26 protein-coding genes are annotated in these 26,568 nt (G+C 64.9%); 15 read left to right on the top strand and 11 right to left on the bottom strand.

Annotation, left to right across the window (positions count from 1 at the left end):
* Nucleotides 1-23: 23 nt before the first annotated feature.
* The 6 genes from A9G05_RS10760 to A9G05_RS10735 all read right to left on the bottom strand — a co-directional run bounded on the left by A9G05_RS10760 (nucleotide 24) and on the right by A9G05_RS10735 (nucleotide 4,028).
* The gene (locus A9G05_RS10760; protein WP_069560962.1) at nucleotides 24-1,337 is read right to left on the bottom strand and encodes a sensor histidine kinase KdpD; all 1,314 of its coding nucleotides are present in this window, start codon (nucleotides 1,335-1,337) and stop codon (nucleotides 24-26) included.
* Between the two features lie 70 nt (nucleotides 1,338-1,407).
* A complete protein-coding gene (locus tag A9G05_RS10755) occupies nucleotides 1,408-1,839 on the bottom strand; it encodes a Spy/CpxP family protein refolding chaperone (protein ID WP_069560961.1) in 432 nt (143 codons plus the stop codon).
* Between the two features lie 123 nt (nucleotides 1,840-1,962).
* A complete protein-coding gene (locus A9G05_RS10750; RefSeq protein ID WP_069560960.1) occupies nucleotides 1,963-2,640 on the bottom strand; it encodes a response regulator transcription factor in 678 nt (225 codons plus the stop codon).
* Between the two features lie 16 nt (nucleotides 2,641-2,656).
* A complete protein-coding gene (locus A9G05_RS10745; protein WP_069560959.1) occupies nucleotides 2,657-3,094 on the bottom strand; it encodes a hypothetical protein in 438 nt (145 codons plus the stop codon).
* 35 nt (nucleotides 3,095-3,129) lie between these two features.
* Nucleotides 3,130-3,429 carry a YciI family protein gene (locus A9G05_RS10740; protein ID WP_069560958.1) on the bottom strand — a complete coding sequence of 100 codons (300 nt, stop codon included), beginning with the start codon at nucleotides 3,427-3,429 and terminating at the stop codon, nucleotides 3,130-3,132.
* A gap of 8 nt (nucleotides 3,430-3,437) precedes the next feature.
* A complete protein-coding gene (locus tag A9G05_RS10735; protein ID WP_069560957.1) occupies nucleotides 3,438-4,028 on the bottom strand; it encodes a septation protein A in 591 nt (196 codons plus the stop codon).
* Between the two features lie 66 nt (nucleotides 4,029-4,094).
* Here A9G05_RS10735 and A9G05_RS10730 point away from each other — a divergent pair, with 66 nt between their 5' ends.
* The 6 genes from A9G05_RS10730 (at nucleotide 4,095) to rluB (ending at nucleotide 8,816) form a co-directional block, all read left to right on the top strand.
* A complete protein-coding gene (locus tag A9G05_RS10730) occupies nucleotides 4,095-4,970 on the top strand; it encodes a PHP domain-containing protein (RefSeq protein WP_069560956.1) in 876 nt (291 codons plus the stop codon).
* Nucleotides 4,971-4,983: 13 nt separating this feature from the next.
* Nucleotides 4,984-5,619, top strand: coding sequence for an L-threonylcarbamoyladenylate synthase (locus A9G05_RS10725; protein WP_069560955.1), 636 nt, complete (start codon nucleotides 4,984-4,986; stop codon nucleotides 5,617-5,619).
* A gap of 119 nt (nucleotides 5,620-5,738) precedes the next feature.
* A complete protein-coding gene (locus A9G05_RS10720) occupies nucleotides 5,739-6,437 on the top strand; it encodes a ScpA family protein (protein ID WP_165665613.1) in 699 nt (232 codons plus the stop codon).
* A 3-nt stretch (nucleotides 6,438-6,440) separates the two neighbouring features.
* Nucleotides 6,441-7,244 (top strand): SMC-Scp complex subunit ScpB, encoded by an 804-nt coding sequence (gene scpB, locus A9G05_RS10715; RefSeq protein WP_069560953.1) that lies wholly within the window; start codon nucleotides 6,441-6,443, stop codon nucleotides 7,242-7,244.
* A 9-nt stretch (nucleotides 7,245-7,253) separates the two neighbouring features.
* Complete coding sequence (locus tag A9G05_RS10710; RefSeq protein WP_044408754.1) at nucleotides 7,254-7,433, top strand: DUF1289 domain-containing protein; 180 nt, start codon at nucleotides 7,254-7,256, stop codon at nucleotides 7,431-7,433.
* A gap of 87 nt (nucleotides 7,434-7,520) precedes the next feature.
* A complete protein-coding gene (gene rluB / locus A9G05_RS10705; RefSeq protein WP_069560952.1) occupies nucleotides 7,521-8,816 on the top strand; it encodes a 23S rRNA pseudouridine(2605) synthase RluB in 1,296 nt (431 codons plus the stop codon).
* A gap of 63 nt (nucleotides 8,817-8,879) precedes the next feature.
* Here rluB and A9G05_RS10700 read toward each other — a convergent pair whose 3' ends face one another.
* The 5 genes from A9G05_RS10700 to A9G05_RS10680 form a co-directional block, all read right to left on the bottom strand.
* On the bottom strand, nucleotides 8,880-9,809 hold the full coding sequence (locus A9G05_RS10700; RefSeq protein ID WP_069560951.1) for a GGDEF domain-containing protein: 930 nt from the start codon (nucleotides 9,807-9,809) through the stop codon (nucleotides 8,880-8,882).
* Between the two features lie 242 nt (nucleotides 9,810-10,051).
* The gene (locus A9G05_RS10695) at nucleotides 10,052-10,792 is read right to left on the bottom strand and encodes a YciK family oxidoreductase (RefSeq protein WP_069560950.1); all 741 of its coding nucleotides are present in this window, start codon (nucleotides 10,790-10,792) and stop codon (nucleotides 10,052-10,054) included.
* Between the two features lie 87 nt (nucleotides 10,793-10,879).
* Nucleotides 10,880-11,560, bottom strand: a complete 681-nt coding sequence (mupP, locus tag A9G05_RS10690; protein WP_170832293.1) for an N-acetylmuramic acid 6-phosphate phosphatase MupP — start codon at nucleotides 11,558-11,560, stop codon at nucleotides 10,880-10,882.
* Nucleotides 11,557-12,255 (bottom strand): bifunctional 2-polyprenyl-6-hydroxyphenol methylase/3-demethylubiquinol 3-O-methyltransferase UbiG, encoded by a 699-nt coding sequence (ubiG, locus tag A9G05_RS10685; protein WP_069560948.1) that lies wholly within the window; start codon nucleotides 12,253-12,255, stop codon nucleotides 11,557-11,559. The genes mupP and ubiG overlap by 4 nt, the downstream gene beginning before the upstream one ends.
* Nucleotides 12,256-12,280: 25 nt before the next feature.
* On the bottom strand, nucleotides 12,281-13,606 hold the full coding sequence (locus A9G05_RS10680) for a TRZ/ATZ family hydrolase (protein WP_069560947.1): 1,326 nt from the start codon (nucleotides 13,604-13,606) through the stop codon (nucleotides 12,281-12,283).
* 119 nt (nucleotides 13,607-13,725) lie between these two features.
* On the opposite strand from A9G05_RS10680, the gene mtnA reads away from it, so the two are divergent.
* The 9 genes from mtnA (at nucleotide 13,726) to ihfB (ending at nucleotide 26,409) form a co-directional block, all read left to right on the top strand.
* Nucleotides 13,726-14,802 (top strand): S-methyl-5-thioribose-1-phosphate isomerase, encoded by a 1,077-nt coding sequence (mtnA, locus tag A9G05_RS10675; protein WP_069560946.1) that lies wholly within the window; start codon nucleotides 13,726-13,728, stop codon nucleotides 14,800-14,802.
* A gap of 218 nt (nucleotides 14,803-15,020) precedes the next feature.
* A complete protein-coding gene (gene gyrA / locus A9G05_RS10670) occupies nucleotides 15,021-17,783 on the top strand; it encodes a DNA gyrase subunit A (protein ID WP_069560945.1) in 2,763 nt (920 codons plus the stop codon).
* Between the two features lie 95 nt (nucleotides 17,784-17,878).
* Nucleotides 17,879-18,964 carry a 3-phosphoserine/phosphohydroxythreonine transaminase gene (serC, locus tag A9G05_RS10665; RefSeq protein ID WP_069561013.1) on the top strand — a complete coding sequence of 362 codons (1,086 nt, stop codon included), beginning with the start codon at nucleotides 17,879-17,881 and terminating at the stop codon, nucleotides 18,962-18,964.
* Nucleotides 18,964-20,058: a prephenate dehydratase gene (gene pheA / locus A9G05_RS10660; protein WP_069560944.1), complete on the top strand. Its 1,095-nt coding sequence runs from the start codon at nucleotides 18,964-18,966 to the stop codon at nucleotides 20,056-20,058. Before serC ends, pheA begins: the two co-directional genes overlap by 1 nt.
* A gap of 87 nt (nucleotides 20,059-20,145) precedes the next feature.
* Nucleotides 20,146-21,258, top strand: a complete 1,113-nt coding sequence (gene hisC, locus A9G05_RS10655; RefSeq protein ID WP_069560943.1) for a histidinol-phosphate transaminase — start codon at nucleotides 20,146-20,148, stop codon at nucleotides 21,256-21,258.
* A 4-nt stretch (nucleotides 21,259-21,262) separates the two neighbouring features.
* Nucleotides 21,263-23,491 (top strand): bifunctional prephenate dehydrogenase/3-phosphoshikimate 1-carboxyvinyltransferase, encoded by a 2,229-nt coding sequence (locus tag A9G05_RS10650; protein WP_069560942.1) that lies wholly within the window; start codon nucleotides 21,263-21,265, stop codon nucleotides 23,489-23,491.
* Complete coding sequence (gene cmk / locus A9G05_RS10645) at nucleotides 23,488-24,174, top strand: (d)CMP kinase (RefSeq protein ID WP_069560941.1); 687 nt, start codon at nucleotides 23,488-23,490, stop codon at nucleotides 24,172-24,174. Before A9G05_RS10650 ends, cmk begins: the two co-directional genes overlap by 4 nt.
* A 122-nt stretch (nucleotides 24,175-24,296) precedes the next feature.
* The gene (gene rpsA / locus A9G05_RS10640) at nucleotides 24,297-25,976 is read left to right on the top strand and encodes a 30S ribosomal protein S1 (protein WP_069560940.1); all 1,680 of its coding nucleotides are present in this window, start codon (nucleotides 24,297-24,299) and stop codon (nucleotides 25,974-25,976) included.
* A 148-nt stretch (nucleotides 25,977-26,124) separates the two neighbouring features.
* Nucleotides 26,125-26,409 (top strand): integration host factor subunit beta, encoded by a 285-nt coding sequence (gene ihfB / locus A9G05_RS10635; protein WP_069560939.1) that lies wholly within the window; start codon nucleotides 26,125-26,127, stop codon nucleotides 26,407-26,409.
* The last annotated feature ends 159 nt before the right edge of the window (nucleotides 26,410-26,568 follow it).

Genomic DNA, 26,568 nt, shown 5'->3' with positions numbered 1-26,568 from the left:
CCCGTTGATAACGAGGCCGCCGATCAGGCCGTCGGCAATGACAGGGTGGCGATGAAGCCGCCCTGTGGGTGATTGGCCAGGGTCAGGCTGCCGCCGTGGCGCTCCACGGCGCGGCGGGCGATGGCCAGGCCAAGGCCATGCCCGGCGCCACTTTGGTTCGGTGCGCGGAAGAAGGGCTCGCCCAGTTGGGCCAGGTGATCGGCGGCGACACCAGGGCCGTGGTCGCGCACGCTGATCGTCAACTGCTGGGGCAGCGCCTTTACCTCGATCTCCACCGCTTGCCCGGCCGGGCTGAAGCGCAGGGCGTTGCGCAGCAGGTTGTCCAGCGCGCGCTCCAGCATGTCCGGCCAGCCATTTAGCTGCGGTGTGCCTTCGCAGTGGATACGCACCTCCTGCTCGGGCACCAGCAGCCGGGCGTCTTCCCTGAGTTTCTCCAGCAGAGGCCGGAGCGCGATGGCGTGGCGTGCGCCGGGTTCGGCATCGAGGCGGGCGAGGGCGAGAATCTCGCTGATCAGCGCCTCCAGCCGGTCACACTCCTGGGCCAGTCGTGGCCAGAGCCTTTCACGCTCCGCCGCGGGTGCCCGTTCGGCCAGGGCCAGCGCCACCCGCAGGCGGGCCAGGGGCGAGCGCAGTTCGTGTGAAACGTCGCGCAGCAGTTGCCGCTGGCTGCCGATGAGCCCCTGCAGGCGCTGGCCCATGCGGTTGAAGTCACCGGCCAGGACACCCAACTCGTCCCGTCGTCGTGACAGGCGAGACAGGCTGTCCTGCTGGTAGGCGGTCTGCCCCAGGTCATGCACGGCGCTGCGCAGGCGGCCCAGGGGGCGGGTGATGGAGAGGGTGAGCATCAGGCTGAACAGCGTCAGCACCACCAGGGCGATGCCCAGGGCGCTGAGGGGCCAGAACAGGCTGCCACGGTGCCAGGCCTCCAGTTCCGGGAAGGGGATGCGGTAGATCAGCAGGAAGTTCTCGCCACTGCGCGGGCTGGTGTACTCCTCGGTGATGCGGCGCCACGGCAGGTGACCGTCGTGCTGGCGCGCTTCGAAGGCGGCGGCGCGGGGTGGGAAGGTGCCGCGCACCACGGGCTGGCCGTTGTCGTTGAGGATCTGCACGTCGATGCGGGCGCGGCGCTTGAACTGTTCGAGGAAGCGTTGGGCCTCGCCACGGCCGTTGACCTCGTAGCGCTGCACGAGGCTCTCTGCCAGGCCCTGCAACGCAGGGTGGCGGCTGAGGATCCAGGCATCCTGGTTCAGCGCGCGGCCAAGCAGCAGGGAGAGGCCGGCGACCAGGGCCAGAGCCAGCCAGAAGGCGCCGAGGATGCGCCAGAACAGTGAACGCACGGGGTGCTCCTTTCAACGACGAAACCCACCCGGTGGACGCCGGGTGGGTTCGATGACCGGTTACGGTCGGTTACTGGGCCTTCTGGGCGCGCTGGGCCTTCCAGGCCTCGAATTCGGCGCGCTCGGCGCGGCGTTCGTCCATCTTCTTCACTTGGGCGTCGAAGTCCTTCTGCTGCTCCGGGGTCAGCAGGGCGCGGATGTCGGCACGGTTCTTGTCTTCGCTGGCCTTGATCTCGGCCTCCATGGCCTTGCGTTCGGCCTCGGGCAGCTTGTCCAGGTACTTGCGGGTGATGTCATGGCGGGCCTTCATGCTTTCGCCCATCAGCTTGCCGACCTTCTGGCGCTGCTCGCGGGTCAGGTCCAGCTCCTTGAACAGGTGCGGGCCACCGTGGCCACCTGGGCCGCCGAAGCCCGGCTCGCCACGCGGGCCGCCTTCGGGCATGGCCATGGCGACGGTGGGCAGGGCGGCTGCGAACAGCAGGGCGGCGATAGTCTTGCGCATGGTCTGTCTCCTTGTCTCTTGAGCCGGCCGGTTGCCGGATGAGCCCAGTCTAGGGAGCGCAAGGTCAAGGGCGGTCAGCCCTGGGTAAAGCTTGGGTAAAGGATCGTGCAGGTGGGGTGCAGGTCAGACGGCGTAGTAGTAGCCCCGGCTGCGCAAGGCGACGATGCGCGGGCGGCCGTCAGCGTGGGGGCCGAGCTTCTTGCGCAGGTTGCTGACGTGCATGTCCAGGCTGCGGTCGTACAGGGTCAGCTTGCGGCCCAGAGCCAGTTGCGCCAGCTCCTGCTTGTCCAGCGGTTCGCCTGGTTGGCGCAGCAGGGCTTCCAGCAGGCGGCCTTCGGAGAGGGTGAGGCTGACTTCGTGAGCCCCTACGCTGACAACGCCGCGAATCGGGCTGTAGCACAGGTCGCCCAGCTCCAGCTGGCTGGACTGAGAAGGCCCCTGGCTGCGCCGTAGCACGGCGCGCAGGCGGGCGGTCAGCTCGCGGGGGTCGCAGGGCTTGGCCAGGTAGTCGTCGGCGCCCAGCTCCAGGCCGAGGATGCGGTCCAGGGGCTCGCCCCGGGCCGACAGCATTACCACCGGCAGTTCGGGGTGGTCGCTGCGCAGTTGCTTGAGCAGCTCCAGCCCGCTGCCGTCGGGCAGCATCACGTCCAGCACCACGGCGGCGGGGGTGTGGCCCGCCAGCGCGGCGCGCGCGGAGATGCCGTCGTGGCACGCCCGGGCGCTGAAGCCTTCCTGGGAGAGCCAACTGATCAGCAGCTCGCAGAGCTCCTGGTCGTCGTCGATAAGCAGCAGTTCGCTCATGTCGCGGAGGTCGTCTTCAGTTGATCCATTGGCGCGGCTGGCGGCGGCCGCCACGCAGCAGGGCGCCGGCCAGCAACGAGAGCAGGCAGGCACCGCCGCCCACCGCGAACCACATCTGCTCCTCGCTGACGAGGGGCGGGTTGCGGTTGGCCTGGGCTTCGCGCAGTTGCAGCTTGAGGCGCTGGTTTTCCTGGCGCAGGCGGGTCAATTGCACGCCGTCCTGCTCGCTGGCGTTGCCGCGGTCGGCCAACTGGGCGGCCAGGGCCTCCCGCTGCCGCTCGCTTTCGGCCAGTCGCTGGGTCAGTTGGGCAAGCTCCGCCGCCAGCGGATTCACCGCGGGCGCCGGCTCCACCGCCTGGGACGGCGGTGGGGCGGTGGTGACAGGGTCTTCGGCATGGGCCAGGTTGGCTGACAGGGCGAAGGCGAACAGAAGGGGCAGCGGAACCTGGCGCATGTGCGGATTCCTTGGGGCTGGCGGCGGCGCCGCGATCAGGGGAATACCTGTTTGAACGGCTTGACCACCACCTGGCCATAGACTCCGGCGAGGCGGAAGGGATCGGCCTCGGCCCAGGTCTGCGCGGCGCTCAGGGATTCGAACTCGGCGACCACCAGGCTGCCGGTGAAGCCGGCGCTGCCCGGGTCGTTGCTGTCCACCGCCGGGTGGGGGCCGGCCAGCACCAGGCGGCCTTCCGCCTTGAGCTGTTCCAGGCGGGCGATGTGGGCGGGGCGGGAAGCCATGCGCTTCTCCAGGGAATCGGCAACGTCGGTGGAAATGATCGCGTAGAGCATGGGAGTCCTTATTCTTGCGGTTTGTCCGGTTCGGAATCATGCATGTGGCGAGCCAGGAAGATGCCCTGGCCCACGAGGAACAATAGCGTCATGCCCAGGCTGCCGAACACCTTGAAGTCCACCCAGATGGACTGGAAGGTGAAGGCCACGAACAGGTTGGCGAAACCGCAGACCAGGAAGAACACGATCCAGGCCAGGTTCAGGCGCACCCAGATCGGCTGCGGCAGGCTCACGGCATGGCCCATGATCCGCTGGATCAGCGGGCGGTCGCCGATGAAGTGGCTGGCAGCGAAGCCCAGGGCGAACAGCCAGTTGACCACCGGTGCCTTCCATTTGAGGAAGGTCTCGCTGTGGAAGGCCAGGGTCAGGCCGCCGAACACCAGACAGGCCACCAGGGTCAGCCACTGGCCTTTCTCCAGATGGCGCTGGCTGATGAACAGCGCGCCGTAGACAACGATGGAGCTGGCGATGAGCACAGCGGTGGCACTGAAGATGCCGCCCAGCATGACGCTGTGGCCGGCGAGTTCGATGGCACGGGGTTCGAGCTTGTAGACGATGAAGAAGAGTACGAGGGGGACGAAGTCGATGAATTGTTTCACGGCAGCAGCCAGAAGCGGGATGTGGCGGCATAATAACAAACCATTTCTCCAGCGAAAGCGCGCCTCATGCACATCGATCTGCACTGTCACAGCACAGCCTCCGACGGCGCCCTGGCGCCCGCCGCGCTGGTGGCGCGCGCCCATGAACGGGGCGTCCGGGTGCTGGCATTGACCGATCACGACACCCTCGAAGGGTTGCCGGAGGCTCGCGCGGCCGCTGCTCGTCTGGACCTGCGGCTGATCAACGGCGTGGAGCTGTCCTGTACCTGGGGTGGGGCGACCATTCATGTGCTTGGCTACGGCTTCCGCGCCGATGCGCCGCCGCTCGTCGCGGCCATCGCGGACCTGCACCACGGGCGCTGGGCCCGCGCCGAGGAGATCGACCGGCGGCTGGCAGCCAAGGGCATGCCGGGCGCCCTGGAGGGGGCTCGGGCCATCCAGCGCGAGCTGGGCGACAGCGGCAATGCTCCGGCTCGACCGCACTTTGCCGAGTTCCTGGTGCGTGCCGGGCACGTCCGTGACCGTGCCGAGGCATTTCGCAAGTGGCTGGGGGCCGGCAAGCTCGGCGATGTGAAGCAGCACTGGCCGAGCCTGGCGGATGCGGTCTGGACCCTGCGGGCCGCCGGGGCGTGGATCAGCCTGGCGCATCCCTACCATTACGACTTCACTAGGACCAAGCGACGCAAGCTGGTCGCGGATTTCATCGGTGCCGGCGGCCACGCCATCGAGGTGGTCAACGGCATGCAACCGGCGGATCAGGTGGGGACACTGGCCATCCTGGCCCGCGAGTTCGGGCTGCTGGTTTCTGCCGGCAGCGACTTCCACGCACCAGGCGACTGGTCGGAACTGGGCATGTACCGACCGATTCCGGAGGACCTGCCGCCTCTCGCGGCGCGTTTTGACCATGCACCCAGCCTCGGCAGCCTCAGCACGGCACATTGAACAGGGAGCCCATGTGAGCCAGTTCTTCCAGGTCCACCCGGAAAATCCTCAGGTCCGCCTGATCAAGCAGGCGGTGGAGATCGTCCGGGGCGGCGGTGTGATCGTCTACCCGACCGACTCCTCCTACGCCATCGGTTGTCTCATCGGCGAGAAGTCGGCGGTCGAACGCATCCGCCGCCTTCGCCGCCTGGATGACAAGCACAATTTCACCCTTGTCTGTCGCGACTTGTCCGAGCTCGGGCTGTTCGCCAAGGTCGATACGGCAGCGTTCCGTCTGCTCAAGGCCCATACCCCCGGCCCCTACACCTTCATCCTCAACGCCACTCGCGAGGTGCCGAGGATGCTGATGCACCCGAAGCGCCGCACCATTGGCCTGCGGGTGCCGGACCACCCGATCGCTCTGGCATTGCTGGCCGAACTGGGGGCGCCGTTGATGAGCGCGTCGCTCATTCTCCCCGGCGAGGCCCAGCCCATGAGCGACCCCTACGAGATGCGCCAGGCGCTTGAGCACCACGTGGACCTGATCATCGACGGTGGCTACGGCGGCGTCGAAGCCTCCACCGTGGTGGACCTGTCCGAAGGTGAACCGAGCATCGTTCGCGTCGGTTGTGGCGACCCCACCCCGTTCCTGGCGGACGCCGAGGCGTGAGCGGCGAGCCGACGGGCGTCGATCCTCAGGCCGGGGCCCAGCAGGAGCTGCCGTTCGCGCTGGTCTATGGCCAGGCGGTCACTGAACTTCCCGTCGACCTCTATATCCCGCCGGATGCCCTGGAAGTGTTCCTCGAAGCCTTCGAGGGCCCGCTGGACCTGCTGCTCTACCTGATTCGCAAGCAGAACATCGACATCCTCGACATCCCCGTGGCGGAGATCACCCGCCAGTACATGGGCTACGTCGAGCTGATGAAGTCGGTGCGCCTGGAGCTGGCCGCCGAGTACCTGGTGATGGCGGCGATGCTGGCCGAGATCAAGTCGCGCATGCTGTTGCCGCGCTCCGGCGAGAGCGAGGAGGAAGAGGAAGACCCCCGCGCCGAGCTGATCCGCCGCCTGCAGGAGTACGAGCGCTTCAAGCAGGCCGCCGAGGGCCTGGACACCCTGCCCCGAGTGGGGCGCGACCTCATCGTGCCGCGGGTGGATGCGCCCGAGGCGCGGGCGCGCAAGCTGTTGCCCGATGTGAGCCTGGAGGAAGTGCTGCTCTCCATGGCCGAGGTGCTGCGCCGGGCCGACATGTTCGAGAGCCACCAGGTCACCCGCGAGGCGCTGTCCACCCGCGAGCGCATGAGCGAGGTGCTGGAGCGTCTCAAGGGGGGCGGTTTCGTGCCGTTCGTCCACCTGTTCGCCCCGGAGGAGGGGCGGCTGGGGGTGGTGGTCACCTTCATGGCGGTGCTCGAACTGATCAAGGAACAACTAGTTGAACTGGTGCAGAATGAGCCCTTCGCGCCCATCCATGTCCGTGCCCGAGCCGAGTGACCGATGAACCTCAACGACACCAAGGAGCTGGCTTCCCTGCTCGAAGCCTTTCTGCTGGCCGCCGGCAAGCCCCTGTCGCTGGAGCGGATCGCTGAGCTGTTCGAGGAAGCCGAGCGCCCGGAGCTGTCGAAGATCCGCGACGCCCTCGCCGTGCTGGCCAAGTCCTGCAATGGCCGTGCCTTCGAGCTGAAGGAGGTGGCCTCGGGCTACCGCCTCCAGGTGCGCGAGCGCTTTGCACCCTGGGTCGGGCGTCTTTGGGAGGAGCGGCCGCAGCGCTATTCCCGCGCATTGCTTGAGACCCTGGCGCTGATCGCCTACCGGCAACCCATCACCCGGGGTGAGATCGAGGACATCCGCGGCGTCACGGTGAACAGCCAGATCGTCAAGACACTGATGGAGCGGGAGTGGATTCGCGTTGTGGGTTACCGCGACGTGCCGGGCAAACCGGCGATGTTTGCCACCACCAAGGCCTTCCTCGACCACTTCAACCTGCGCAACCTCGACGAACTGCCACCCCTGGCTGCCTTGCGCGAACTGGAGCCGGAGCCCGAGCTGGCCCTGGATGACGAGGCGCCGGTGCCGGCCGACCTGCAGGCCCGTGCGGACGCAGCACTGGGCGATGAGCCTGCCGGCGAGCCCCGCGAGGAAGTCAGCTTCCGCAGCCTGCTGGCCGAGCTGGACACCATGGAGGAGGGGCTCAAGACCGACTTCGACGACCTGCTGCCGCCTGATGACGAGCCTGCCCCGGCCGATGAGGTGGAGGATGAGGACACGCCCCTCGCCGACGAAGGCGAGACCCTGCACTGAGGTGACCTGATGAAGGACCCCTGCATCGGCGTGTGCCAGTTTTCCGACGATGTCTGCCGGGGCTGCGGCCGCACCCGCCGCGAGATCAAGGCCTGGAAGAAGCTGGACAAGGGCGAGCGCCTGGTGGTGCTGGCCGAAGCCGACCTGCGTCTGCTGGCGCTGCAGGCGACCGGCCGGCGCAAAGGCTGACGGCCCGGCCAGGTCTGGCTAGCCTCAGTGACTACCGCCGCGTATGATGCGCGACCTTTTTCGAGCGATACACCGGGAGGTGCCCAGATGAACGAAGACGATTACAGCCCCGCAGGGGAAAAGCTGCAGAAGGTCCTGGCCCGCATGGGGCTGGCCTCGCGCCGCGACATCGAGGCCTGGATCACCGAAGGCCGCGTCAAGGTCAACGGCGCTGCTGCCACCCTCGGCCAGCGGGTCGACAGCCATGACGCCATCAGCGTCGATGGCCGCCTGCTCAAGCGCGAGGAAGAGGCCGAGAGCGTCCGCCGCGTGCTGATCTACAACAAGCCCGAAGGCGAAGTCTGCACCCGCGACGACCCGGAAGGCCGCCCCACCGTCTTCGAGCGCCTGCCCCGCCTGCGTTCCGGCCGCTGGATCAACGTCGGCCGCCTGGACATCAACACCACCGGCCTGCTGCTGTTCACCACCGACGGTGAGCTAGCGAACCGGCTGATGCATCCCTCCTACGAGATGGACCGCGAATACGCCGTGCGCGTGCGCGGCGAGGTCACCGAGGAGATGCTGGAGAACCTGAAGAACGGCGTGATGCTGGAAGACGGCCCGGCCAAGTTCACCGACATCCAGGAAGCCCCGGGCGGTGAAGGTTTCAACCACTGGTACCACTGCGTGGTGATGGAAGGCCGCAACCGTGAAGTGCGTCGCCTGTGGGAGTCCCAGGGCCTGGTGGTGAGCCGTCTGAAGCGTGTGCGCTTCGGCCCGGTGTTCATCACCTCCGACCTGACCATGGGGCGCTGGCGCGAGATGGGCCAGCAGGAAGTGGACATCCTCAGCGAGGAAGTCGGCCTGCGCCCGGTGGCCCTGCCGGCCATGAAGGCCAAGTCCCGCGAGAAGCTGGAGCGCATGCAGCGCAAGTCCGCCAAGCCGGTGGCACCGCGCTCGCGTCCCGCCCGCAGCGAGGGGGACGAGCGTCCGGCTCGTGCGCCCCGTGGCGAGAAAGCCGAGCGTCCGAGCCGTCCCCGTGGCGAAGGTGCGGAGCGCCCGGTGCGTTCGCCGCGTCCGACCCGTTGTGAGGGTGATGAGCGTCCGGTACGCGCCCCGCGTGGTGAGAAGGCCGAGCGCCCGAGCCGTCCGCGCGGTGAGGGGGCTGAGCGTCCGGCCCGTGCGCCCCGTCCGGCTGGGCGTGGCGAGTCGCGTGGCACGCCGATCGCCGAGCGTCCGAAGGATTCCGGTCGCAAGCCGCAGCGCCCGGCCCGCCCCCAGGGTGATGCCGTGGAAGTCGCCGAGCGCCCGCAGCGCAAGCCCAAGCCGCAGCGTCCGGTGAGCCGCCGCAGCAATCCGCCGGCCGGCGAAGGCCAGCGCCCGGGCTTTGGTCGCAAGCGCTGACGCTGGGTTACAGGCAATGAAAAAGGGGCTCGATGAGCCCCTTTTTCATGTCCGCCGTCTGGATCAGCCAGCCATGGAAAGGCGGTTGCGTCCGTCGCGCTTGGCGACATAGAGGGCGTTGTCGGCGCGGCGCAGCAGGCTCTGCACCGACTCGGCCGGCAGCAGCGTGGCGCAGCCCAGGCTGACGGACAGCTCGATCGGCCGGCCGGCCACCAGGTGCTGGATCTCCATCACGCTCAGACGCAGGCGCTCGCCCACCATGGCAGCGGCCTCGCGGCAGGTATTGGAGAGGAGGATGAGGAATTCTTCGCCGCCGTAGCGGAACACCATGTCGACGTTGCGCAGGCGGCCTTTCAAGGTGGTGGCCACGGCCTTGAGCACTTCGTCGCCGGTGCCGTGGCCGTACTGGTCGTTGATGCGCTTGAAGTGGTCGATGTCCAGCATCAGCACCGACAGCGGCTGCTGGTTACGGCGCGACAGGTCGACCTCGCGCTGCAGGGCCTGGTCCATGGCGATGCGGTTGCCGGTCTCGGTCAGCGGGTCGCGCAGGGCGGACTGCACGGCGGTCCGGTACAGCAGCGCGTTGCGCAACGGGAACAGCAGGCAGGCCAGTAGGGATTCGAGCTGCGCCAGTTCGGCCTCTTCGAAGCGCTGGCGACGGCGGAACACCAGCTCGCCCAGGTACTCGCCCTCATGGGTCAGGCGATAGCCGGCGGAGTGGGCTGCACGCTCGCCGAATTCCAGGCGCAGATCGCTGCCCTGGTGCGCGTAGGCCAGCGCGTCCAGCGGTACCAGGCGTTGCACCTCGCGGAAGAAGCTGCCGAGGATGCGGTCCACTTCCAGGCTGGTCTGCAGCTGCAGGGTCAGCTGGCGGCGCAGCTCCAGCAGGGTGACCTGGCGCGGCGGCTGCAGCGGAGTGGGCGTGTTATAGCCCAGGCGCTGGAGCTTGGCGGCATCGAAATCAATGGTGTTGGTGGGCGTGTGGTGAGCCATTTGGCGAAACCTCTGACGCTTCGAGCGACGACATCCGACCTAAGGCTATTTCCGTGCCAGGTTTCACATTCCTTGGGAAACCCCTTTTCTATCAGCCGCTTATGCGCTTCTAGAGTGGTGGGGTGGCAAGGCGTTGCCGGTTGTCTGACGGGCGAGATGGCAATTTGATGCCTGTTGCGGAGGGGTGCGCCGGTTTAATGGCAGGGCGATGGCGGCGGTTGGATGGCCGCCGCCGGAAGGTCTTACTGTGCGTCGAATGCCTGGCCGTTGATGCCGGTGCTGTCCGCCCCCATGAGGTAGAGGTAGACCGGCATGATGGCCTCGGGTTCCGGATTGTTGGTGGGGCTCTCGCCGGGGTAGGCGAGGGCGCGCATGCTGGTGCGGGTGGCGCCCGGGTTGACGCTGTTGGCACGGACGTTGGCGATGCCGTCCAGCTCGTCGGCGAGGACCTGCATCAGGCCCTCGGTGGCGAACTTGGAGACGGCGTAGGCGCCCCAGTAGGCGCGACCCTTGCGGCCTACGCTGCTGGAGGTGAACACCACCGAGGCGTCGCTGGAGAGCTTGAGCACGGGCAGGAGGGTGCTGGTGAGCATGAACATGGCGTTGACGTTCACCTGCATGACGCGCATGAAGTTCTCGCCGGACAACTGCTCGATGGGTGTACGTGGGCCGAGGATGGAGGCGTTGTGCAGCAGCCCGTCGAGGCGGCCGAATTCACGCTCCACCAGGGCGGCCAGTTCGTCGAACTGGTGCGGCTGGGCGGTCTCCAGGTTGAAGGGGATGACGCCCGGCTGCGGGTGGCCGGCGGCTTCGATGGCGTCATACACCTCGTTGAGGTGGGATTCGGTCTTGCCCAGCAGCAGGACGGTGGCGCCATGGGCGGCGAAGGTCTTGGCGGCGGCGGCTCCGATGCCGCGACCGGCGCCGGTCACGAGGATGACGCGGTCCTTCAGCAGGTCGGGGCGGGCGGAATACTGGAACATCTTGGACTCCTTCGAAGCGCTGCGGGTGCTCGCTTCAGGCAATGAGAAGGCAGGGCATGGGGTCGCTGCGTGGCAGGCCCCCGCCGGTCAGCAGTTGCAGAGTGCGCGGTCGAGAATGGCGCGCAGCTCGAGCGGGTGGTCAACCACCACGTCGGCTCCCCAGTGGTGGGGGTTGTCGTCGGGGTGGATGTAGCCGTAGGTGACTGCGGCGGTGCGCGTTCCAGCGGCGCGACCGGATTCGATGTCGCGCAGGTCATCGCCGATGAACAGCACGCTGGCCGGCTCCAGCCCCAGTTGGCTGCATGCGAGGTGGAGCATCTCCGGGTCGGGCTTGCTGTTGGTCACGTGGTCCGGGCAGATGAGCACGGCCGAGCGCTGGGCCAGACCAAGCTGCTGCATGATCGGTTCGGCGAAGCGCACCGGCTTGTTGGTCACCACGCCCCAGATGAGCTTGGCGGCCTCGATATCGGCAAGCAGCGGCTCGATGCCGTCGAAAGGACGGGTGAGCACGGCGCAGTGCTGCTGGTAGCGTTCGAGGAACTCCAGACGCAGGGCTTCGAAGCCGGGGGCTTCGGGGTCCATCTCGAAGGTGGTTGCAACCATGGCGCGGGCGCCGCCGGAGACCACGTCACGGATCGATTTCTCGTCCCGTGGCGGCAGGCCGCGCTCTGCGCGCATGGCCTGGCAGATGGCGATGAAGTCCGGCGCCGAGTCGAGGAGGGTGCCGTCCATGTCGAAGAGAACCGCTCGCAGTCGCATGGTCGTCACTCCTCGCGCAGGGTCTGGACCATGTAGTTGACGTCGACGTCGTTGGCCAGCTTGTAGTGCTTGGTGAGCGGGTTGTAGGTCAGGCCGATGATGTCCTTCACGGCCAGACCGGCAGCGCGGCTCCAGGCGCCCAGCTCGGACGGGCGGATGAACTTCTTGAAGTCATGGGTGCCGCGCGGCAGCAGCTTCATGATGTATTCGGCGCCGACGATGGCGAACAGGTACGCCTTGGGGTTGCGGTTGATGGTGGAGAAGAACACCTGGCCACCGGGTTTGACCAGGGTGTGGCAGGCGCGGATCACCGAGGCGGGGTCGGGAACGTGCTCGAGCATCTCCAGGCAGGTGACGACGTCGAACTGGCCGGGCATCTCGGCTGCCAGCTCCTCGGCGGTGATGCGGCGGTACTCCACCGGGACGCCGGATTCCAGTTGATGCAACTGGGCCACCGCCAGGGGTGCTTCGCCCATGTCGATGCCGGTGACGGTGGCGCCACGCTGGGCCATGGCCTCGCTGAGGATGCCACCGCCGCAGCCGACGTCCAGCACGCGCTTGCCGGCGAGCTGGACGCGTTCGTCGATCCAGTTGACCCGCAGGGGGTTGATGTCGTGCAGTGGCTTGAACTCGCTTTCGCGGTCCCACCAGCGGTGGGCGAGGGCCTCGAATTTGGCGATTTCGGCGTGATCGACGTTGCTCATGGTGAACACCTTTATCAAACGTAATTCAGTGACCGGCGATGCGCTGGCCCCATTGGCGGGCGGTGGCGATCAGGCGGTCTTCGTCCTGGCGGGTGAGGCGGCCGTCTTCCAGCAGCGGCTTGCCGTCCACCCACAGGTACCGGACGCGATCGCGCCCGGTGGCATAGATAAGTTGCGATACCGGGTCGTAGACCGGCTGCTGGGCCAGCCCGCTGAGGTCGACGGCGATCATGTCGGCAGCCTTGCCCAGTTCCAGGGAGCCTGTGTCCGCCTCCATGCCCAGCGCGCGGGCGCCGTTGAGGGTGGCCATGCGCAGGGCGCGGTGGGCGTCCAGGGCGGTGGCGGAGCCGGCGACGGCCTTGGCGAGCAGGGCGGCGGTGCGGGTTTCCCCCAGCAGGTCGAGGTCATTGTTGCTGGCGGCGCCGTCGGTGCCGATGGCGACGTTGACACCCGCGAGCCAGAGGCGCTCCACCGGGCAGAAGCCACTGGCCAGCTTGAGGTTGGATTCGGGGCAGTGGATGACGCTGGCGTTGCTTTCTACCAGCAGGGCCAGGTCGTCATCGCTGATCTGGGTCATGTGCACGGCCTGGAAGCGCGGGCCGAGCAGGCCGAGGCGGGCCAGGCGGGCCATGGGGCGCTCACCGCGCTGCTCAAGACTCTGCTGCACTTCGAAGGCGGTTTCCTGCACGTGCATGTGGATGCCGGCATCCAGTTCCTCGGCCAGTACCCGGACGTTCTCCAGCTTGTCGTCGCTGACGGTGTAGGGGGCGTGGGGGCCGAAGGCGACCTTCAGGCGGGGGTGGTGCTTGAGGTCGCTGAACAGCTCCAGGCCACGGCGCACGGCTTCGCTGGCGTCGTGGGCGCCGGGGATGGGGAAGTCCAGCACCGGGATGGTGATCTGCGCCTTGATGCCGGCGCCGTGCATGGCTTCGCTGGCCACCGAGGGGAAGAAGTACATGTCGGAGAAGCAACTGATGCCGCCCTTGATCTGCTCGGCGATGGCCAGCTCGGTGCCATCGCGGACGAAGTCCTCGTCGACCCAGCGGGCCTCGGCCGGCCAGATGTGCTTCTCCAGCCAGGTCATCAGCGGCAGGTCGTCGGCGATGCCACGGAACAGCGACATGGCGGCGTGGCCGTGGGCATTCACCAGGCCGGGGGCGAGCAGCATGCCGGGCAGTTCGATGACCTCGCGGGCTGGATGGGCCAGAGCTTCCTCGCGCTTGGCGATCAGGGCGATGCGGCCGTCGCGCACCCCGAGGGCGTGGTGGGAAAGCACGACGCCGGCGGGCTCTACCGGGACGATCCAGGTGGGCAGCAGGAGCAGGTCGAGGGGGAGGCGGGCGTGAGGCATGGTGGCGCGTCCTGGGCGCGGAAAATATCGCGGGAGTATACCCGAATAGCCAAGCCAGACCGCCCCTGCATCGCTATAATCCGCAGTTTTTCGCGAAGTTGACTGGGGTGAGGTGTGGCATGCGTGAGCGACTGTTGGCGGCCGAGAAGGTCACGGCCATCGAGTGGCGGGACGGCGTCCTGCGGCTGATCGATCAACGGCTCCTGCCGCGTGAGGAAATCTGGCTGTCCTACGACTCCGCTGCGGGTGTGGCTCAGGCCATTCGCGACATGGTGGTGCGTGGTGCGCCGGCCATTGGCATCAGTGCAGCCTATGGCGTGGTGCTGGGAGTGCGTGAGCGGTTGGCGGCCGGTGGTGACTGGCGCCAGGCGCTGGAGGAGGATTTTGCGCTTCTTGCAGGCTCGCGCCCTACGGCGGTCAATCTGTTCTGGGCGCTGAACCGCATGCGTGATCGCCTTGAGCGCCTGAAGGATACGGAGGATCCGCTGGTGGTGCTGGAGATCGAGGCCGTGGCGATCCATGAGAGTGATCGCGAGGCCAACCTGACCATGGCTCAACTGGGGATGGAGGTGATCCGGCGTCACCAGGGGGCGCCCCAGGCACTTCTGACCCATTGCAATGCCGGTGCCCTGGCGACCGGTGGTTTCGGTACGGCCCTGGGGGTTATCCGTGCGGCTCACCTGGAGGGGTTGGTGGAGCGGGTCTACGCCGATGAGACTCGCCCCTGGTTGCAGGGGGCCCGTCTGACGGCCTGGGAGCTGGTGAATGAGGGCGTGCCGGTGCGCCTGAACGCCGACTCGGCGGCTGCTCACCTGATGAAGGTGGGGGGTATCACCTGGGTGATTGTCGGGGCGGATCGCATCACGGCCAATGGTGATGTGGCCAACAAGATCGGCACCTACCAGTTGGCTGTGTGTGCGATGCATCACGGTGTGCGTTTCATGGTGGTAGCGCCCAGCTCCACCATCGACATGGGGCTGGAAAGCGGCGAAGACATCCCGATCGAGGAGCGTGCTGGCAGTGAACTGCTGGAAGTGGGCGGGGTGCGCATTGCGGCGGATGTCGAGGCCGTGAATCCAGTGTTCGACGTGACGCCGGCCGACCTGATCGATGTCATCGTGACCGAGCGCGGCATCGTCGAGCGCCCTGATGCCGAGAAAATGGCCCAACTGATGTGCCGCAAGCGCCTGCACTGAGGCGTTTTGCCCATGCCCGGCGGGGCTGCCTGCCGGGTGGGGATTGTGGTAACCTCCGCCAGTTCTAGCGCTTCCCCTCGCCGGGGCGGTCGCATCCGCGCGATCCCGGCGTAACTCTTTGATTTTTCGTGTCGTCCTGGTGCTGGCCGGGCGGCGGACCCCGCCTCGTTCAGGACGGATGGCGCGGGGTTTCATCAGAAAAAGGAATCAGGCTTCTCATGGGTGAACTGGCCAAAGAAATCCTCCCGGTCAATATCGAAGACGAGCTGAAACAGTCCTACCTCGATTACGCGATGAGCGTGATCGTCGGTCGCGCCCTGCCGGACGCGCGTGACGGGTTGAAGCCGGTCCACCGTCGTGTCCTCTTTGCCATGAGCGAACTGGGCAACGACTGGAACAAGCCCTACAAGAAGTCGGCCCGTGTGGTCGGTGACGTGATCGGTAAGTACCACCCCCACGGTGATACTGCCGTGTACGACACCATCGTGCGCATGGCCCAGCCTTTCTCCCTGCGCTACATGCTGGTGGACGGTCAGGGCAACTTCGGTTCGGTGGACGGCGACAACGCGGCCGCCATGCGTTACACCGAAGTGCGCATGGCCAAGCTGGCCCACGAGCTGCTGGCCGATCTGGACAAGGAAACCGTGGACTGGGTGCCCAACTACGACGGCACCGAGCAGATCCCGGCGGTCATGCCCACCAAGATCCCGAACCTGCTGGTCAACGGTTCCAGCGGTATCGCCGTGGGCATGGCGACCAACATCCCGCCCCACAACCTGGGCGAAGTCATCGACGGCTGCCTGGCGCTGATGGAGAACCCGGAGCTTTCCGTCGACGACCTGATGAAGTACATCCCGGGCCCCGACTTCCCCACCGCCGGCATCATCAACGGCCGCGCGGGGATCATCGAGGCCTATCGCACCGGTCGTGGTCGTATCTACATCCGTGCCCGCGCCGAGATCGAGGACATGGAGAAGGGCGGCGGTCGCCAGCAGATCGTCGTCACCGAGCTGCCTTACCAGTTGAACAAGGCGCGTCTGATCGAGAAGATCGCCGAGCTGGTCAAGGAGAAGAAGATCGAGGGCATCACCGAACTGCGTGACGAGTCCGACAAGGACGGCATGCGCGTGGTGATCGAACTGCGTCGTGGCGAAGTGGGCGAGGTGGTGCTGAACAACCTCTATGCCCAGACCCAGATGCAGAGCGTCTTCGGCATCAACGCCGTGGCGCTGGTGGATGGCCAGCCGCGCACGATGAACCTCAAGGACATGCTCGAGGTCTTCATCCGTCACCGCCGTGAAGTGGTGACCCGCCGTACCGTCTACGAGCTGCGCAAGGCGCGTGAGCGTGGGCACATCCTCGAAGGCCAGGCCGTTGCGCTGTCCAACATCGACCCGGTGATCGAGCTGATCAAGGCCTCGCCGACCCCGGCCGAAGCCAAGGAGCGCCTGATCGCCACCGCCTGGGAATCCAGCGCCGTGGAAGCCATGGTCGAGCGCGCCGGTGCCGATGCCTGCCGCCCCGAGGACCTGGAGCCGCAATACGGCCTGCGCGATGGCAAGTACTACCTGTCCCCCGAGCAGGCCCAGGCCATTCTCGAGCTGCGCCTGCACCGTCTGACCGGCCTGGAGCACGAGAAGCTCCTGTCCGAGTACCAGGAAATCCTCAACCTGATCGGCGAGCTGATCCGCATCCTGACCAACCCCGAGCGTCTGATGGAGGTCATCCGCGAAGAGCTGGAGAAGGTGAAGGCCGAGTTCGGCGATGCCCGTCGCACCCAGATCGTCGCGTCCCAGGTCGACCTGACCATCGCTGACCTGATCACCGAGGAAGAGCGTGTCGTCACCATTTCCCATGGTGGCTACGCCAAGTCCCAGCCGCTGGCCGTCTACCAGGCCCAGCGCCGTGGCGGCAAGGGCAAGTCCGCCACGGGCGTGAAGGACGAGGACTACATCGAACACCTGCTGGTCGCCAACAGCCATGCGACCCTGCTGCTGTTCTCCAGCAAGGGCAAGGTCTATTGGCTGCGCACGTTCGAGATTCCCGAGGCGTCCCGTACTGCGCGTGGTCGCCCGCTGGTGAACCTGCTGCCGCTGGACGAAGGCGAGCGCATCACCGCGATGCTCCAGATCGACCTGGAAGCGCTGCAGCAGAGCGGCAGCGACGAGGACCTGGACGAAGCCGATGGCGTGGTGATCGAGGGTGAAGTAGTCGAGCCGGAAGCCGCCAGCGAAGGCGCTGACGACGGCGAGACCGAGCTGGCCAACGACGAGCCCACCGGGGCCTACATTTTCATGGCCACCGCCTTCGGCACCGTGAAGAAGACCCCGTTGGTGCAGTTCAGCCGTCCGCGCAGTGCGGGTCTGATCGCGCTGAAGCTGGAAGAGGGTGACACCCTGATCGCTGCGGCCATTACCGACGGTGCCAAGGAAGTCATGCTGTTCTCCGATGGTGGCAAGGTCATCCGCTTCAAGGAAAAACTCGTGCGCATCATGGGCCGTAATGCCCGTGGCGTGCGCGGCATGCGCCTGCCGGAAGGCCAGCGCCTGATCTCCATGCTGATCCCGGAAGCCAATGCGCAGATCCTGACCGCCTCCGAGCGCGGGTACGGCAAGCGCACTCGCCTGGGTGAGTTCCCCCGCCGTGGGCGCGGTGGTCAGGGCGTCATCGCCATGGTTTCCAACGAGCGCAACGGCAAGCTGGTCGGCGCCATCCAGGTGCAGGACGGCGAGGAAATCATGCTGATCTCCGACCAGGGCACCTTGGTACGTACCCGCGTCGACGAAGTCTCCAGCTCCGGGCGCAACACCCAGGGTGTGACCCTGATCAAGCTCGCCAAGGATGAGACGCTGGTTGGGCTCGAGCGCGTCCAGGAGCCTTCTGACGATGGCGAGGACGACGTGATCGAAGGCCTTGATGATGAGGCCGTGGCCGCGGTTGAGGGCGTCGAGGGTGACGCCGAGCAGGCCGCTGACGAGTAAGTGTGGCAAGGGCGGGCCTTCGCCGGCCCGTCCGTTCGGTAGAAGAAAAACCTGCGAGGGCGCCGATGCCCTCGCGCTACCCAGTGAGAATGGATGTGAGCAAGCGAGCCTATAACTTCTGCGCCGGCCCCGCCGCGCTTCCGGACGCTGTACTGCAACGTGCCCAGGCCGAACTCCTCGATTGGCAGGGCAAGGGCCTGTCCGTGATGGAGATGAGCCATCGCAGTGATGACTACGTGGCCATTGCCGAGAAGGCCGAGCAGGATCTTCGCGACCTCCTGTCCATTCCCTCCAATTACAAGGTGCTGTTCCTCCAGGGCGGCGCCAGCCAGCAGTTCGCCGAGATTCCGCTGAACCTGCTGCCCGAGAACGGTGTGGCCGACTACGTCGAGACCGGCATCTGGTCGAAGAAGAGCATTGAAGAGGCCAGCCGCTTCGGCCGCGTCAACGTCGCGGCCAGTGCCAAGTGCTACGACTATTTCGCCATTCCTGGCCAGAACGAGTGGCAGCTGTCCAAGGACGCTGCCTACCTGCACTACGCCTCCAACGAAACCATCGGCGGTCTGCAGTTCGACTGGGTTCCGGAGGTTGGCGACGTACCGCTGGTGGTGGACATGTCGTCCGACATTCTTTCCCGCCCGCTGGACGTTTCTCGTTTCGGCCTGATCTACGCCGGCGCGCAGAAAAACATCGGTCCCAGCGGCCTGGTGGTGGTGATCGTGCGCGAGGACCTGCTGGGCCGTGCCCGTTCGTCCTGCCCGACCATGCTCAACTACAAGATCGCGGCCGATAACGGCTCCATGTACAACACGCCGGCGACCTTCTCCTGGTACCTCTCGGGCCTCGTGTTCGAGTGGCTGAAGGAGCAGGGTGGCGTCGAGGCCATGGAGGTGCGCAACAAGGCCAAGAAGGACCTGCTCTACGGTTACATCGACAAGAGCGACTTCTACACCAACCCTATTGCGCACAATGCCCGCTCCTGGATGAACGTGCCGTTCCGCCTGGCTGACGAGCGCCTGGACAAGGACTTCCTCGCCGGCGCCGATGCCCGTGGCCTGCTCAACCTCAAGGGCCATCGCTCCGTAGGCGGCATGCGTGCCTCCATCTACAACGCCGTGGGCCTGGATGCGGTCGAGGCCCTGGTGGCCTACATGGCGGAGTTCGAGAAGGAGCGCGCGTGATGTCCGACCAGGAACTGAAGGCCCTGCGTCTGCGCATCGACAGCCTTGACGAGAAGATCCTCGAGCTGATCAGCGAGCGTGCCCGCTGCGCCCAGGATGTGGCGCGAGTGAAGATGGCGTCCTTGCCGGAGGGCGAGAAGCCGGTCTTCTACCGCCCCGAGCGCGAGGCCTGGGTGCTCAAGCACATCATGGAGCGTAACCAGGGGCCGCTGGATAACGAGGAAATGGCGCGGCTGTTCCGCGAGATCATGTCCTCCTGCCTGGCCCTGGAGCAGCCCCTCAAGGTGGCGTACCTGGGGCCGGAAGGCACCTTCACCCAGGCGGCTGCCCTCAAGCATTTCGGCCATGCGGTGATCAGCTCGCCGATGGCCGCCATCGACGAGGTGTTCCGCGAGGTGGCTGCCGGTGCAGTCAACTTCGGTGTCGTACCGGTGGAGAACTCCACCGAGGGTGCGGTCAACCACACCCTGGACAGCTTCCTCGAGCACGACATGGTGATCTGCGGTGAAGTTGAGCTGCGCATCCACCATCACCTGCTGGTGGGTGAGAACACCAAGACCGACAACATCACCCGCATCTACTCCCATGCCCAGTCCCTGGCGCAGTGCCGCAAGTGGCTGGATGCTCACTACCCCAACGTCGAGCGCGTGGCGGTTTCGAGCAATGCCGATGCGGCCAAGCGGGTGAAGAGCGAGTGGAACTCTGCCGCCATCGCCGGCGACATGGCGGCCAGCCTCTACGGGCTGACCAAACTGTGCGAGAAGATCGAGGACCGCCCGGACAATTCCACGCGTTTCCTCATCATCGGTAACCAGGAAGTGCCGCCCACCGGCGACGACAAGACCTCGGTCATCGTCTCCATGCGCAACAAGCCGGGGGCGCTCCACGAGCTGCTGGTGCCGTTCCACAACAACGGCATCGACCTGACCCGCATCGAGACCCGCCCGTCACGCAGTGGCAAGTGGACCTACGTTTTCTTCATCGACTTCGTTGGCCACCACCGCGATCCGCTGATCAAGGACGTGCTGGAGAAGATCAATCAGGAGGCCGTGGCACTGAAGGTGCTCGGTTCCTATCCCAAAGCGGTTCTCTGAATCGACGGTCACAGGCCGCAAGCCTCTTGCTGAACAGATCCGGCGCGTGGCTTCCGGCTTGTGGTCCAAAGCTTGAGGCGTGCAGCTATGTCCTGTGACTTCCTTGCCCTTGCTCAGCCGGGCGTGCAGAAACTTTCACCCTATGTGCCCGGCAAGCCGGTGGATGAGTTGGCCCGCGAGCTCGACCTTGATCCGTCCGGCATCGTCAAGCTGGCCAGTAACGAGAATCCTCTCGGCCCGAGCCCCAAGGCTCTCGATGCCATTCGTGCCGAACTGGCCGAGCTGACCCGTTACCCCGATGGCAATGGCTTCGAGCTGAAGCGCCGCCTGGCCGAACGCTGCGGCGTTATGCCGGCCCAGGTGACCCTCGGCAATGGCTCCAACGACATTCTCGATCTGGTGGCCCGGGCCTACCTGGCGCCTGGCTTGAATGCCGTGTTCAGTGAGTACGCCTTTGCCGTCTATCCCATCGCCACTCAGGCAGTGGGTGCTGTCGGTAAGGTGGTTCCGGCCCGGGGTTTTGGCCATGACCTGCCGGCCATGCTGGCGGCCATCGACGCCAACACCCGCGTCGTCTTCATCGCTAACCCCAACAATCCCACCGGCACCTGGTTCGGCCCTGCTGCCCTGGAGAGCTTCCTCGCCCAGGTGCCGGAAAACGTTCTGGTGGTGTTGGACGAGGCTTACATCGAGTACGCCGAGGGCGACGAGTTGCCCGATGGTCTCGATTACTTGGCGCGCTACCCGAACCTGCTGGTCTCGCGGACGTTCTCCAAGGCCTATGGCCTGGCGTCCCTGCGGGTCGGCTACGGTCTTTCCAGTGCCCAGGTGGCCGATGTGCTGAACCGCGTGCGCCAGCCCTTCAACGTCAACAGTCTGGCCCTGGCAGCGGCCTGCGCAGCGCTGGACGATGCTGATTACCTTGCTGAAAGCCGCCGGATCAACGATGCCGGCATGCTTCAGTTGGAAGAGGGGTTCCGCGCCCTGGGTCTGACGTGGATTTCTTCCAAGGGCAACTTCATCGCAGTCGACTTCGGTCGTGACGCTGCCCCCATCAATGCCGCCTTGCTGCGCGAGGGTGTGATCCTTCGCCCGGTGGGGGGCTATGGCATGCCCACCTTCTTGCGTGTCTCCATTGGTCTGCCGGCGGAAAACGCCCGTTGCCTGGAGGCGCTGGCGAAGGTGCTCGCCCGTGCCTGATGTCATGACCCTGCAACGGGGGGCTCCTATCTTCGGGCGCCTGGTGGTGATTGGGCTCGGCCTCATTGGCGGATCTTTCGCCAAGGGTTTGCGCGAGAAGGGGGTGTTTGCCGAGGTGGTGGGCGTGGACAAGGATCCGGAGTCCTGCCGCATCGCCGTCGAGACAGGGGTGGTGGATCGCTGCGAGAGCGATCTGGATGCCGCCTGTCGCGGGGCTGAGGTGATCCAGTTGGCGGTGCCGATACTGGCCATGGAGAAACTGCTGGGGCAGTTGGCCGCGCTTGACCTTGGAAAGGCCGTGCTGACCGATGTGGGAAGTGCCAAGGGCAATGTGGTACGCGCTGCACGCCTGGCGTTCGGCCAGATGCCGGCGCGTTTCGTCCCCGGTCACCCCATCGCGGGTTCGGAGAAGAGCGGGGTGGAAGCGGCCAACGCGGGTCTGTTCCGTCGTCACAAGGTGATCCTAACGCCGGCAGAGAATACCGACCCGGCAGCCCTGGAGCAGGTCGACCAGCTTTGGCGTGCCTTGGGCGCCGATGTTGAGCACATGGATGTCGAGCACCACGACGAAGTGCTCGCTGCGACCAGCCATCTGCCGCACCTGCTGGCGTTTGGCCTGGTCGATTCGCTCGGCAAGCGCAGCGAGAACCTGGAGATTTTCCGTTACGCCGCTGGCGGCTTCCGTGATTTCACGCGGATCGCCGGCAGTGATCCGGTGATGTGGCACGACATCTTTCTCGCCAATCGCGAGGCCGTGCTGCGGATCCTGGACGTATTTCGCGCCGACCTCGACGCGCTGCGCGCTGCGGTCGACGCTGGGGATGGGCATGAGTTGCTGGGCGTGTTCACCCGCGCCCGCTTCGCCCGCGAGCATTTCAGCAAAATCCTGGCCCGCAGGGCCTATGTGGACGCCATGCACAATAACGATCTGATCTACCTTGCCCAGCCCGGTGGCCAAATTTCCGGCCGTATTCGCGTTCCTGGCGACAAATCCATTTCCCATCGGTCGATCATGCTCGGCTCCCTGGCCGAAGGAACCACCGAGGTGGAAGGCTTCCTCGAAGGTGAGGACGCCCTGGCGACGCTGCAGACCTTCCGTGACATGGGCGTCGTCATCGAAGGCCCTCACCATGGTCGTGTGACCATCCATGGTGTTGGCCTCCATGGTCTCAAATCGCCGCCGGGTCCTCTCTACCTGGGTAACTCCGGCACTTCCATGCGTCTGCTCAGCGGTCTGCTGGCGGCCCAGCCGTTCGACACCACCCTGACCGGTGATGCCTCTCTCTCCAAGCGCCCGATGAATCGCGTGGCCAAGCCGCTCCGCGAAATGGGGGCGGTGATCGAAACCGGCCCTGAGGGGCGCCCGCCGCTGACCATCCGCGGTGGCCAGCGCCTGACCGGGATGAGCTACGACATGCCCATGGCCAGCGCCCAGGTGAAGTCCTGCCTGCTGCTTGCCGGCCTGTATGCCGCCGGGGAGACCGCCGTTACCGAGCCGGCTCCTACCCGTGATCATACCGAGCGCATGCTCCAGGGCTTTGGTTATCCGGTGAAGGTGGAAGGCAATACCGCAAGCGTGGAGAGCGGTCACAAGCTCACGGCCTGCAAGATCGAGGTGCCTGCCGATATTTCCTCCGCTGCCTTCTTCCTGGTGGCGGCGAGCATCGCCGAAGGTTCCGAGCTGCTGCTCGAGCATGTTGGCATCAACCCGACCCGTACCGGGGTGATCGATATCCTCAAGCTGATGGGTGGCGACATCACTCTGGAAAATCAGCGCGTGGTAGGTGGCGAACCGGTTGCCGATATCCGCGTTCGGGCAGCCAAGCTCAAGGGCATTGATATTCCCGAAGACCTGGTGCCCCTGGCCATTGATGAGTTCCCGGTGCTCTTCGTCGCGGCTGCCTGCGCCGAGGGACGTACCGTGCTACGTGGTGCGGAAGAGTTGCGGGTCAAGGAGTCCGACCGTATCCAGGTCATGGCCGATGGCCTGCAGATCCTGGGCGTCAAGGCGGAGCCGACCCCGGACGGTATCGTCATCGAAGGTGGCCCGATGGGCGGTGGTGAAGTCTGGGCGCATGGCGACCATCGTATCGCCATGTCCTTCACGGTGGCGTCGCTCCGCGCCGGGGCTCCGATCCGAATCCATGACTGCGCGAACGTGGCGACCTCCTTCCCGAACTTCCTTGGGCTGGCTTCGCAGGTCGGAATCCGCGTAGCGGAAGAGGGCAAATGATGAGTGGCGTACCTGTCATAACCGTCGATGGCCCGGGAGGCTCCGGCAAAGGCACCCTGTGTGGCTTGCTGGCCAGGCGCCTGGGCTGGAATCTGCTCGATTCGGGCGCGCTTTACCGCCTCTTGGCATTTGCTGCGCGCAACCACGGTGTTGACCTCACCAATGAGGAAGCGCTGACGGTTCTGGCGGCTCATCTGGACGTGCAGTTCCTTTCCGCGGCTGATGGCAGCCAGCGCATCGTGCTCGAAGGCGAAGATGTGTCCAATGTGATCCGAACCGAGGTGGTAGGGGCGGGCGCTTCCCAGGTGGCAGCCTTGCCGGCGGTTCGCGATGCGCTGCTGGAGCGCCAGCGTGCGTTCCGTGAGTCCCCCGGCCTTGTTGCGGACGGTCGTGACATGGGGACCGTCGTATTTCCCGAGGCGCCACTCAAGATATTCCTCACCGCAAGCGCGGAGGAGCGCGCGCGACGCCGCTATCTCCAGTTGAAGGGCAAAGGCGAGGATGTTAATCTGCCGAGTCTACTTGACGAGATAATCGCACGTGACGAGCGCGATACGCAGCGTGCGGTGGCTCCGCTTAAACCGGCGCCCGATGCGATCCTGCTGGATTCCACCGATCTCTCGATCGAGCAGGTGCTGGAGCGTATTCTCAGCGAAGTCGCAGCTCGCGATCTCGCCGGGTAACCCAGAGAGGCATGCGGGAAGACCAGTCTAAAGTCCCGCAAGACTCTTTTTATATGAACAAACCCACATTGTCTGGAGTGTGGCTTTGGGCGAATTCTCGCCCTTGATCAACAGGAATCAACATGAGCGAAAGCTTTGCAGAACTTTTTGAAGAAAGCCTGAAATCCCTCGACATGCAGCCCGGTGCGATCATCACCGGCATCGTGGTCGACATCGATGGTGACTGGGTCACCGTTCATGCCGGCCTGAAGTCCGAGGGTGTCATCCCGGTCGAGCAGTTCTACAACGAGCAGGGCGAACTGACCATCAAGGTCGGTGACGAAGTGCACGTTGCGCTCGATGCTGTGGAAGACGGCTTCGGCGAAACCAAGCTGTCCCGCGAGAAAGCCAAGCGCGCCGAGTCTTGGATTGTTCTGGAAGCGGCTTTCGCTGCCGAAGAAGTGGTCAAGGGCGTTATCAACGGCAAGGTCAAAGGTGGCTTCACTGTCGACGTCAATGGCATCCGTGCGTTCCTGCCGGGTTCCCTGGTCGACGTGCGTCCGGTGCGTGACACCACTCACCTGGAAGGCAAAGAGCTCGAATTCAAGGTCATCAAGCTGGATCAGAAGCGCAACAACGTTGTCGTTTCCCGTCGCAGCGTCCTCGAAGCCGAGAACAGCGCCGAGCGCGAAGCTCTGCTGGAATCCCTGCAGGAAGGCCAGCAAGTCAAGGGTATCGTCAAGAACCTCACTGACTACGGTGCATTCGTTGACCTGGGCGGCGTAGATGGTCTGCTGCACATCACCGACATGGCGTGGAAGCGCATCAAGCATCCGTCCGAAATCGTCAACGTTGGTGACGAGATCGACGTCAAGGTCCTGAAGTTCGACCGTGAGCGCAACCGCGTCTCCCTGGGTCTGAAGCAACTGGGCGAAGATCCGTGGGTTGCCATCAAGGCCCGTTACCCGGAAGGCACCCGCGTCATGGCTCGCGTCACCAACCTGACCGACTACGGCTGCTTCGCCGAGCTGGAAGAAGGTGTAGAAGGCCTGGTGCACGTGTCCGAGATGGATTGGACCAACAAGAACATCCACCCGTCCAAGGTCGTTCAGGTCGGCGACGAAGTGGAAGTTCAGGTTCTGGATATCGACGAAGAGCGTCGTCGTATCTCCCTGGGTATCAAGCAGTGCAAATCCAACCCGTGGGAAGATTTCTCCAGCCGCTTCAACAAGGGCGACAAGATCTCCGGCACCATCAAGTCGATCACCGATTTCGGTATCTTCATCGGTCTTGAAGGTGGCATCGACGGTCTGGTTCACCTCTCCGACATCTCCTGGAACGAGGTTGGCGAAGAAGCCGTACGCCGCTTCAAGAAGGGCGACGAGCTGGAAACCGTCATCCTCTCCGTTGACCCGGAGCGCGAGCGCATTTCCCTGGGCATCAAGCAACTGGAAGACGATCCGTTCTCCAACTACGCATCTCTGAACGAGAAGGGCAGCATCGTCCGTGGCACTGTCAAGGAAGTTGACGCCAAAGGCGCTGTAATTTCCCTCGGCAACGATATCGAAGGCGTCCTGAAAGCCTCTGAAATCAGCCGTGACCGCGTTGAAGATGCTCGCAACGTGCTGAAGGAAGGTGAAGAAGTCGAAGCCAAGATCATCAGCATCGACCGTAAGAGCCGCGTCATCAGCCTGTCCATTAAGTCTAAGGACGTGGACGACGAGAAAGACGCAATGAAGGAACTGCGTAAGCAGGAATCCGAAAGCACTGGTCCGACCACCATTGGTGATCTGATCCGCGCTCAAATGGAGAGCCAGGGCTAAGTCCTGATTTCCCCAGCAAAAAAGGCGGCCTAGGCCGCCTTTTTTGTTGCGTTGCTTTTGTCTGTCCCTGCAGGGCTGGTCAAAGAGCTGGTTGCGTGCTAAAACCATCCGGTGCTGATCTAGCCGCTTGATATAGAAGGGAAAAACCATGACCAAGTCGGAGTTGATCGAACGTATCGTCACCCATCAGGGCCAGCTTTCCTCTAAGGATGTCGAGCTCGCTATAAAGACCATGCTGGAGCAGATGTCCCAAGCATTGGCGACTGGCGATCGTATTGAAATACGAGGGTTCGGTAGTTTTTCCCTGCATTTCCGTGCTCCGAGAGTGGGGCGTAATCCCAAGACTGGCGAATCAGTCCGGCTGGATGGGAAGTTCGTACCACATTTCAAGCCGGGTAAGGAGTTGCGAGATCGTGTGAACGAGGAAGAGTAGCTGATTAAATTGGTGTGAATTTCCTTGGTTTATTTGCTTGTAATTTATTTTTGTAAGATTTCAGTGGTGCACTGTAAGTGGTTGAAATATCTGCGCTATATATTTTTGTGTGCCTGAAGCTTTGGTTTGAAATGGTTACTTTTACAGTGCTGAGTCAAT

Origin of the sequence: Pseudomonas sp. ENNP23 (assembly GCF_001728945.1) — a bacterium.
GTDB classification, from domain to species: domain Bacteria; phylum Pseudomonadota; class Gammaproteobacteria; order Pseudomonadales; family Pseudomonadaceae; genus Metapseudomonas; species Metapseudomonas otitidis.
Note: the sequence above shows the minus strand (reverse complement) of the source record. Positions and strands in the feature narration are given on the sequence as shown.

What these genes read in the sequence shown, in the direction of transcription:
- A9G05_RS10755 (WP_069560961.1), bottom strand. Translation starts at nt 1,839, where the DNA reads ATGCGCAAGACTATCGCCGCCCTGCTGTTCGCAGCCGCCCTGCCCACC.
- A9G05_RS10750 (WP_069560960.1), bottom strand. Translation starts at nt 2,640, where the DNA reads ATGAGCGAACTGCTGCTTATCGACGACGACCAGGAGCTCTGCGAGCTG.
- A9G05_RS10745 (WP_069560959.1), bottom strand. Translation starts at nt 3,094, where the DNA reads ATGCGCCAGGTTCCGCTGCCCCTTCTGTTCGCCTTCGCCCTGTCAGCC.
- A9G05_RS10740 (WP_069560958.1), bottom strand. Translation starts at nt 3,429, where the DNA reads ATGCTCTACGCGATCATTTCCACCGACGTTGCCGATTCCCTGGAGAAG.
- A9G05_RS10730 (WP_069560956.1), top strand. Translation starts at nt 4,095, where the DNA reads ATGCACATCGATCTGCACTGTCACAGCACAGCCTCCGACGGCGCCCTG.
- scpB (WP_069560953.1), top strand. Translation starts at nt 6,441, where the DNA reads ATGAACCTCAACGACACCAAGGAGCTGGCTTCCCTGCTCGAAGCCTTT.
- A9G05_RS10710 (WP_044408754.1), top strand. Translation starts at nt 7,254, where the DNA reads ATGAAGGACCCCTGCATCGGCGTGTGCCAGTTTTCCGACGATGTCTGC.
- rluB (WP_069560952.1), top strand. Translation starts at nt 7,521, where the DNA reads ATGAACGAAGACGATTACAGCCCCGCAGGGGAAAAGCTGCAGAAGGTC.
- A9G05_RS10700 (WP_069560951.1), bottom strand. Translation starts at nt 9,809, where the DNA reads ATGGCTCACCACACGCCCACCAACACCATTGATTTCGATGCCGCCAAG.
- A9G05_RS10695 (WP_069560950.1), bottom strand. Translation starts at nt 10,792, where the DNA reads ATGTTCCAGTATTCCGCCCGCCCCGACCTGCTGAAGGACCGCGTCATC.
- ubiG (WP_069560948.1), bottom strand. Translation starts at nt 12,255, where the DNA reads ATGAGCAACGTCGATCACGCCGAAATCGCCAAATTCGAGGCCCTCGCC.
- A9G05_RS10680 (WP_069560947.1), bottom strand. Translation starts at nt 13,606, where the DNA reads ATGCCTCACGCCCGCCTCCCCCTCGACCTGCTCCTGCTGCCCACCTGG.
- mtnA (WP_069560946.1), top strand. Translation starts at nt 13,726, where the DNA reads ATGCGTGAGCGACTGTTGGCGGCCGAGAAGGTCACGGCCATCGAGTGG.
- gyrA (WP_069560945.1), top strand. Translation starts at nt 15,021, where the DNA reads ATGGGTGAACTGGCCAAAGAAATCCTCCCGGTCAATATCGAAGACGAG.
- pheA (WP_069560944.1), top strand. Translation starts at nt 18,964, where the DNA reads ATGTCCGACCAGGAACTGAAGGCCCTGCGTCTGCGCATCGACAGCCTT.
- hisC (WP_069560943.1), top strand. Translation starts at nt 20,146, where the DNA reads ATGTCCTGTGACTTCCTTGCCCTTGCTCAGCCGGGCGTGCAGAAACTT.
- A9G05_RS10650 (WP_069560942.1), top strand. Translation starts at nt 21,263, where the DNA reads ATGACCCTGCAACGGGGGGCTCCTATCTTCGGGCGCCTGGTGGTGATT.
- cmk (WP_069560941.1), top strand. Translation starts at nt 23,488, where the DNA reads ATGATGAGTGGCGTACCTGTCATAACCGTCGATGGCCCGGGAGGCTCC.
- rpsA (WP_069560940.1), top strand. Translation starts at nt 24,297, where the DNA reads ATGAGCGAAAGCTTTGCAGAACTTTTTGAAGAAAGCCTGAAATCCCTC.
- ihfB (WP_069560939.1), top strand. Translation starts at nt 26,125, where the DNA reads ATGACCAAGTCGGAGTTGATCGAACGTATCGTCACCCATCAGGGCCAG.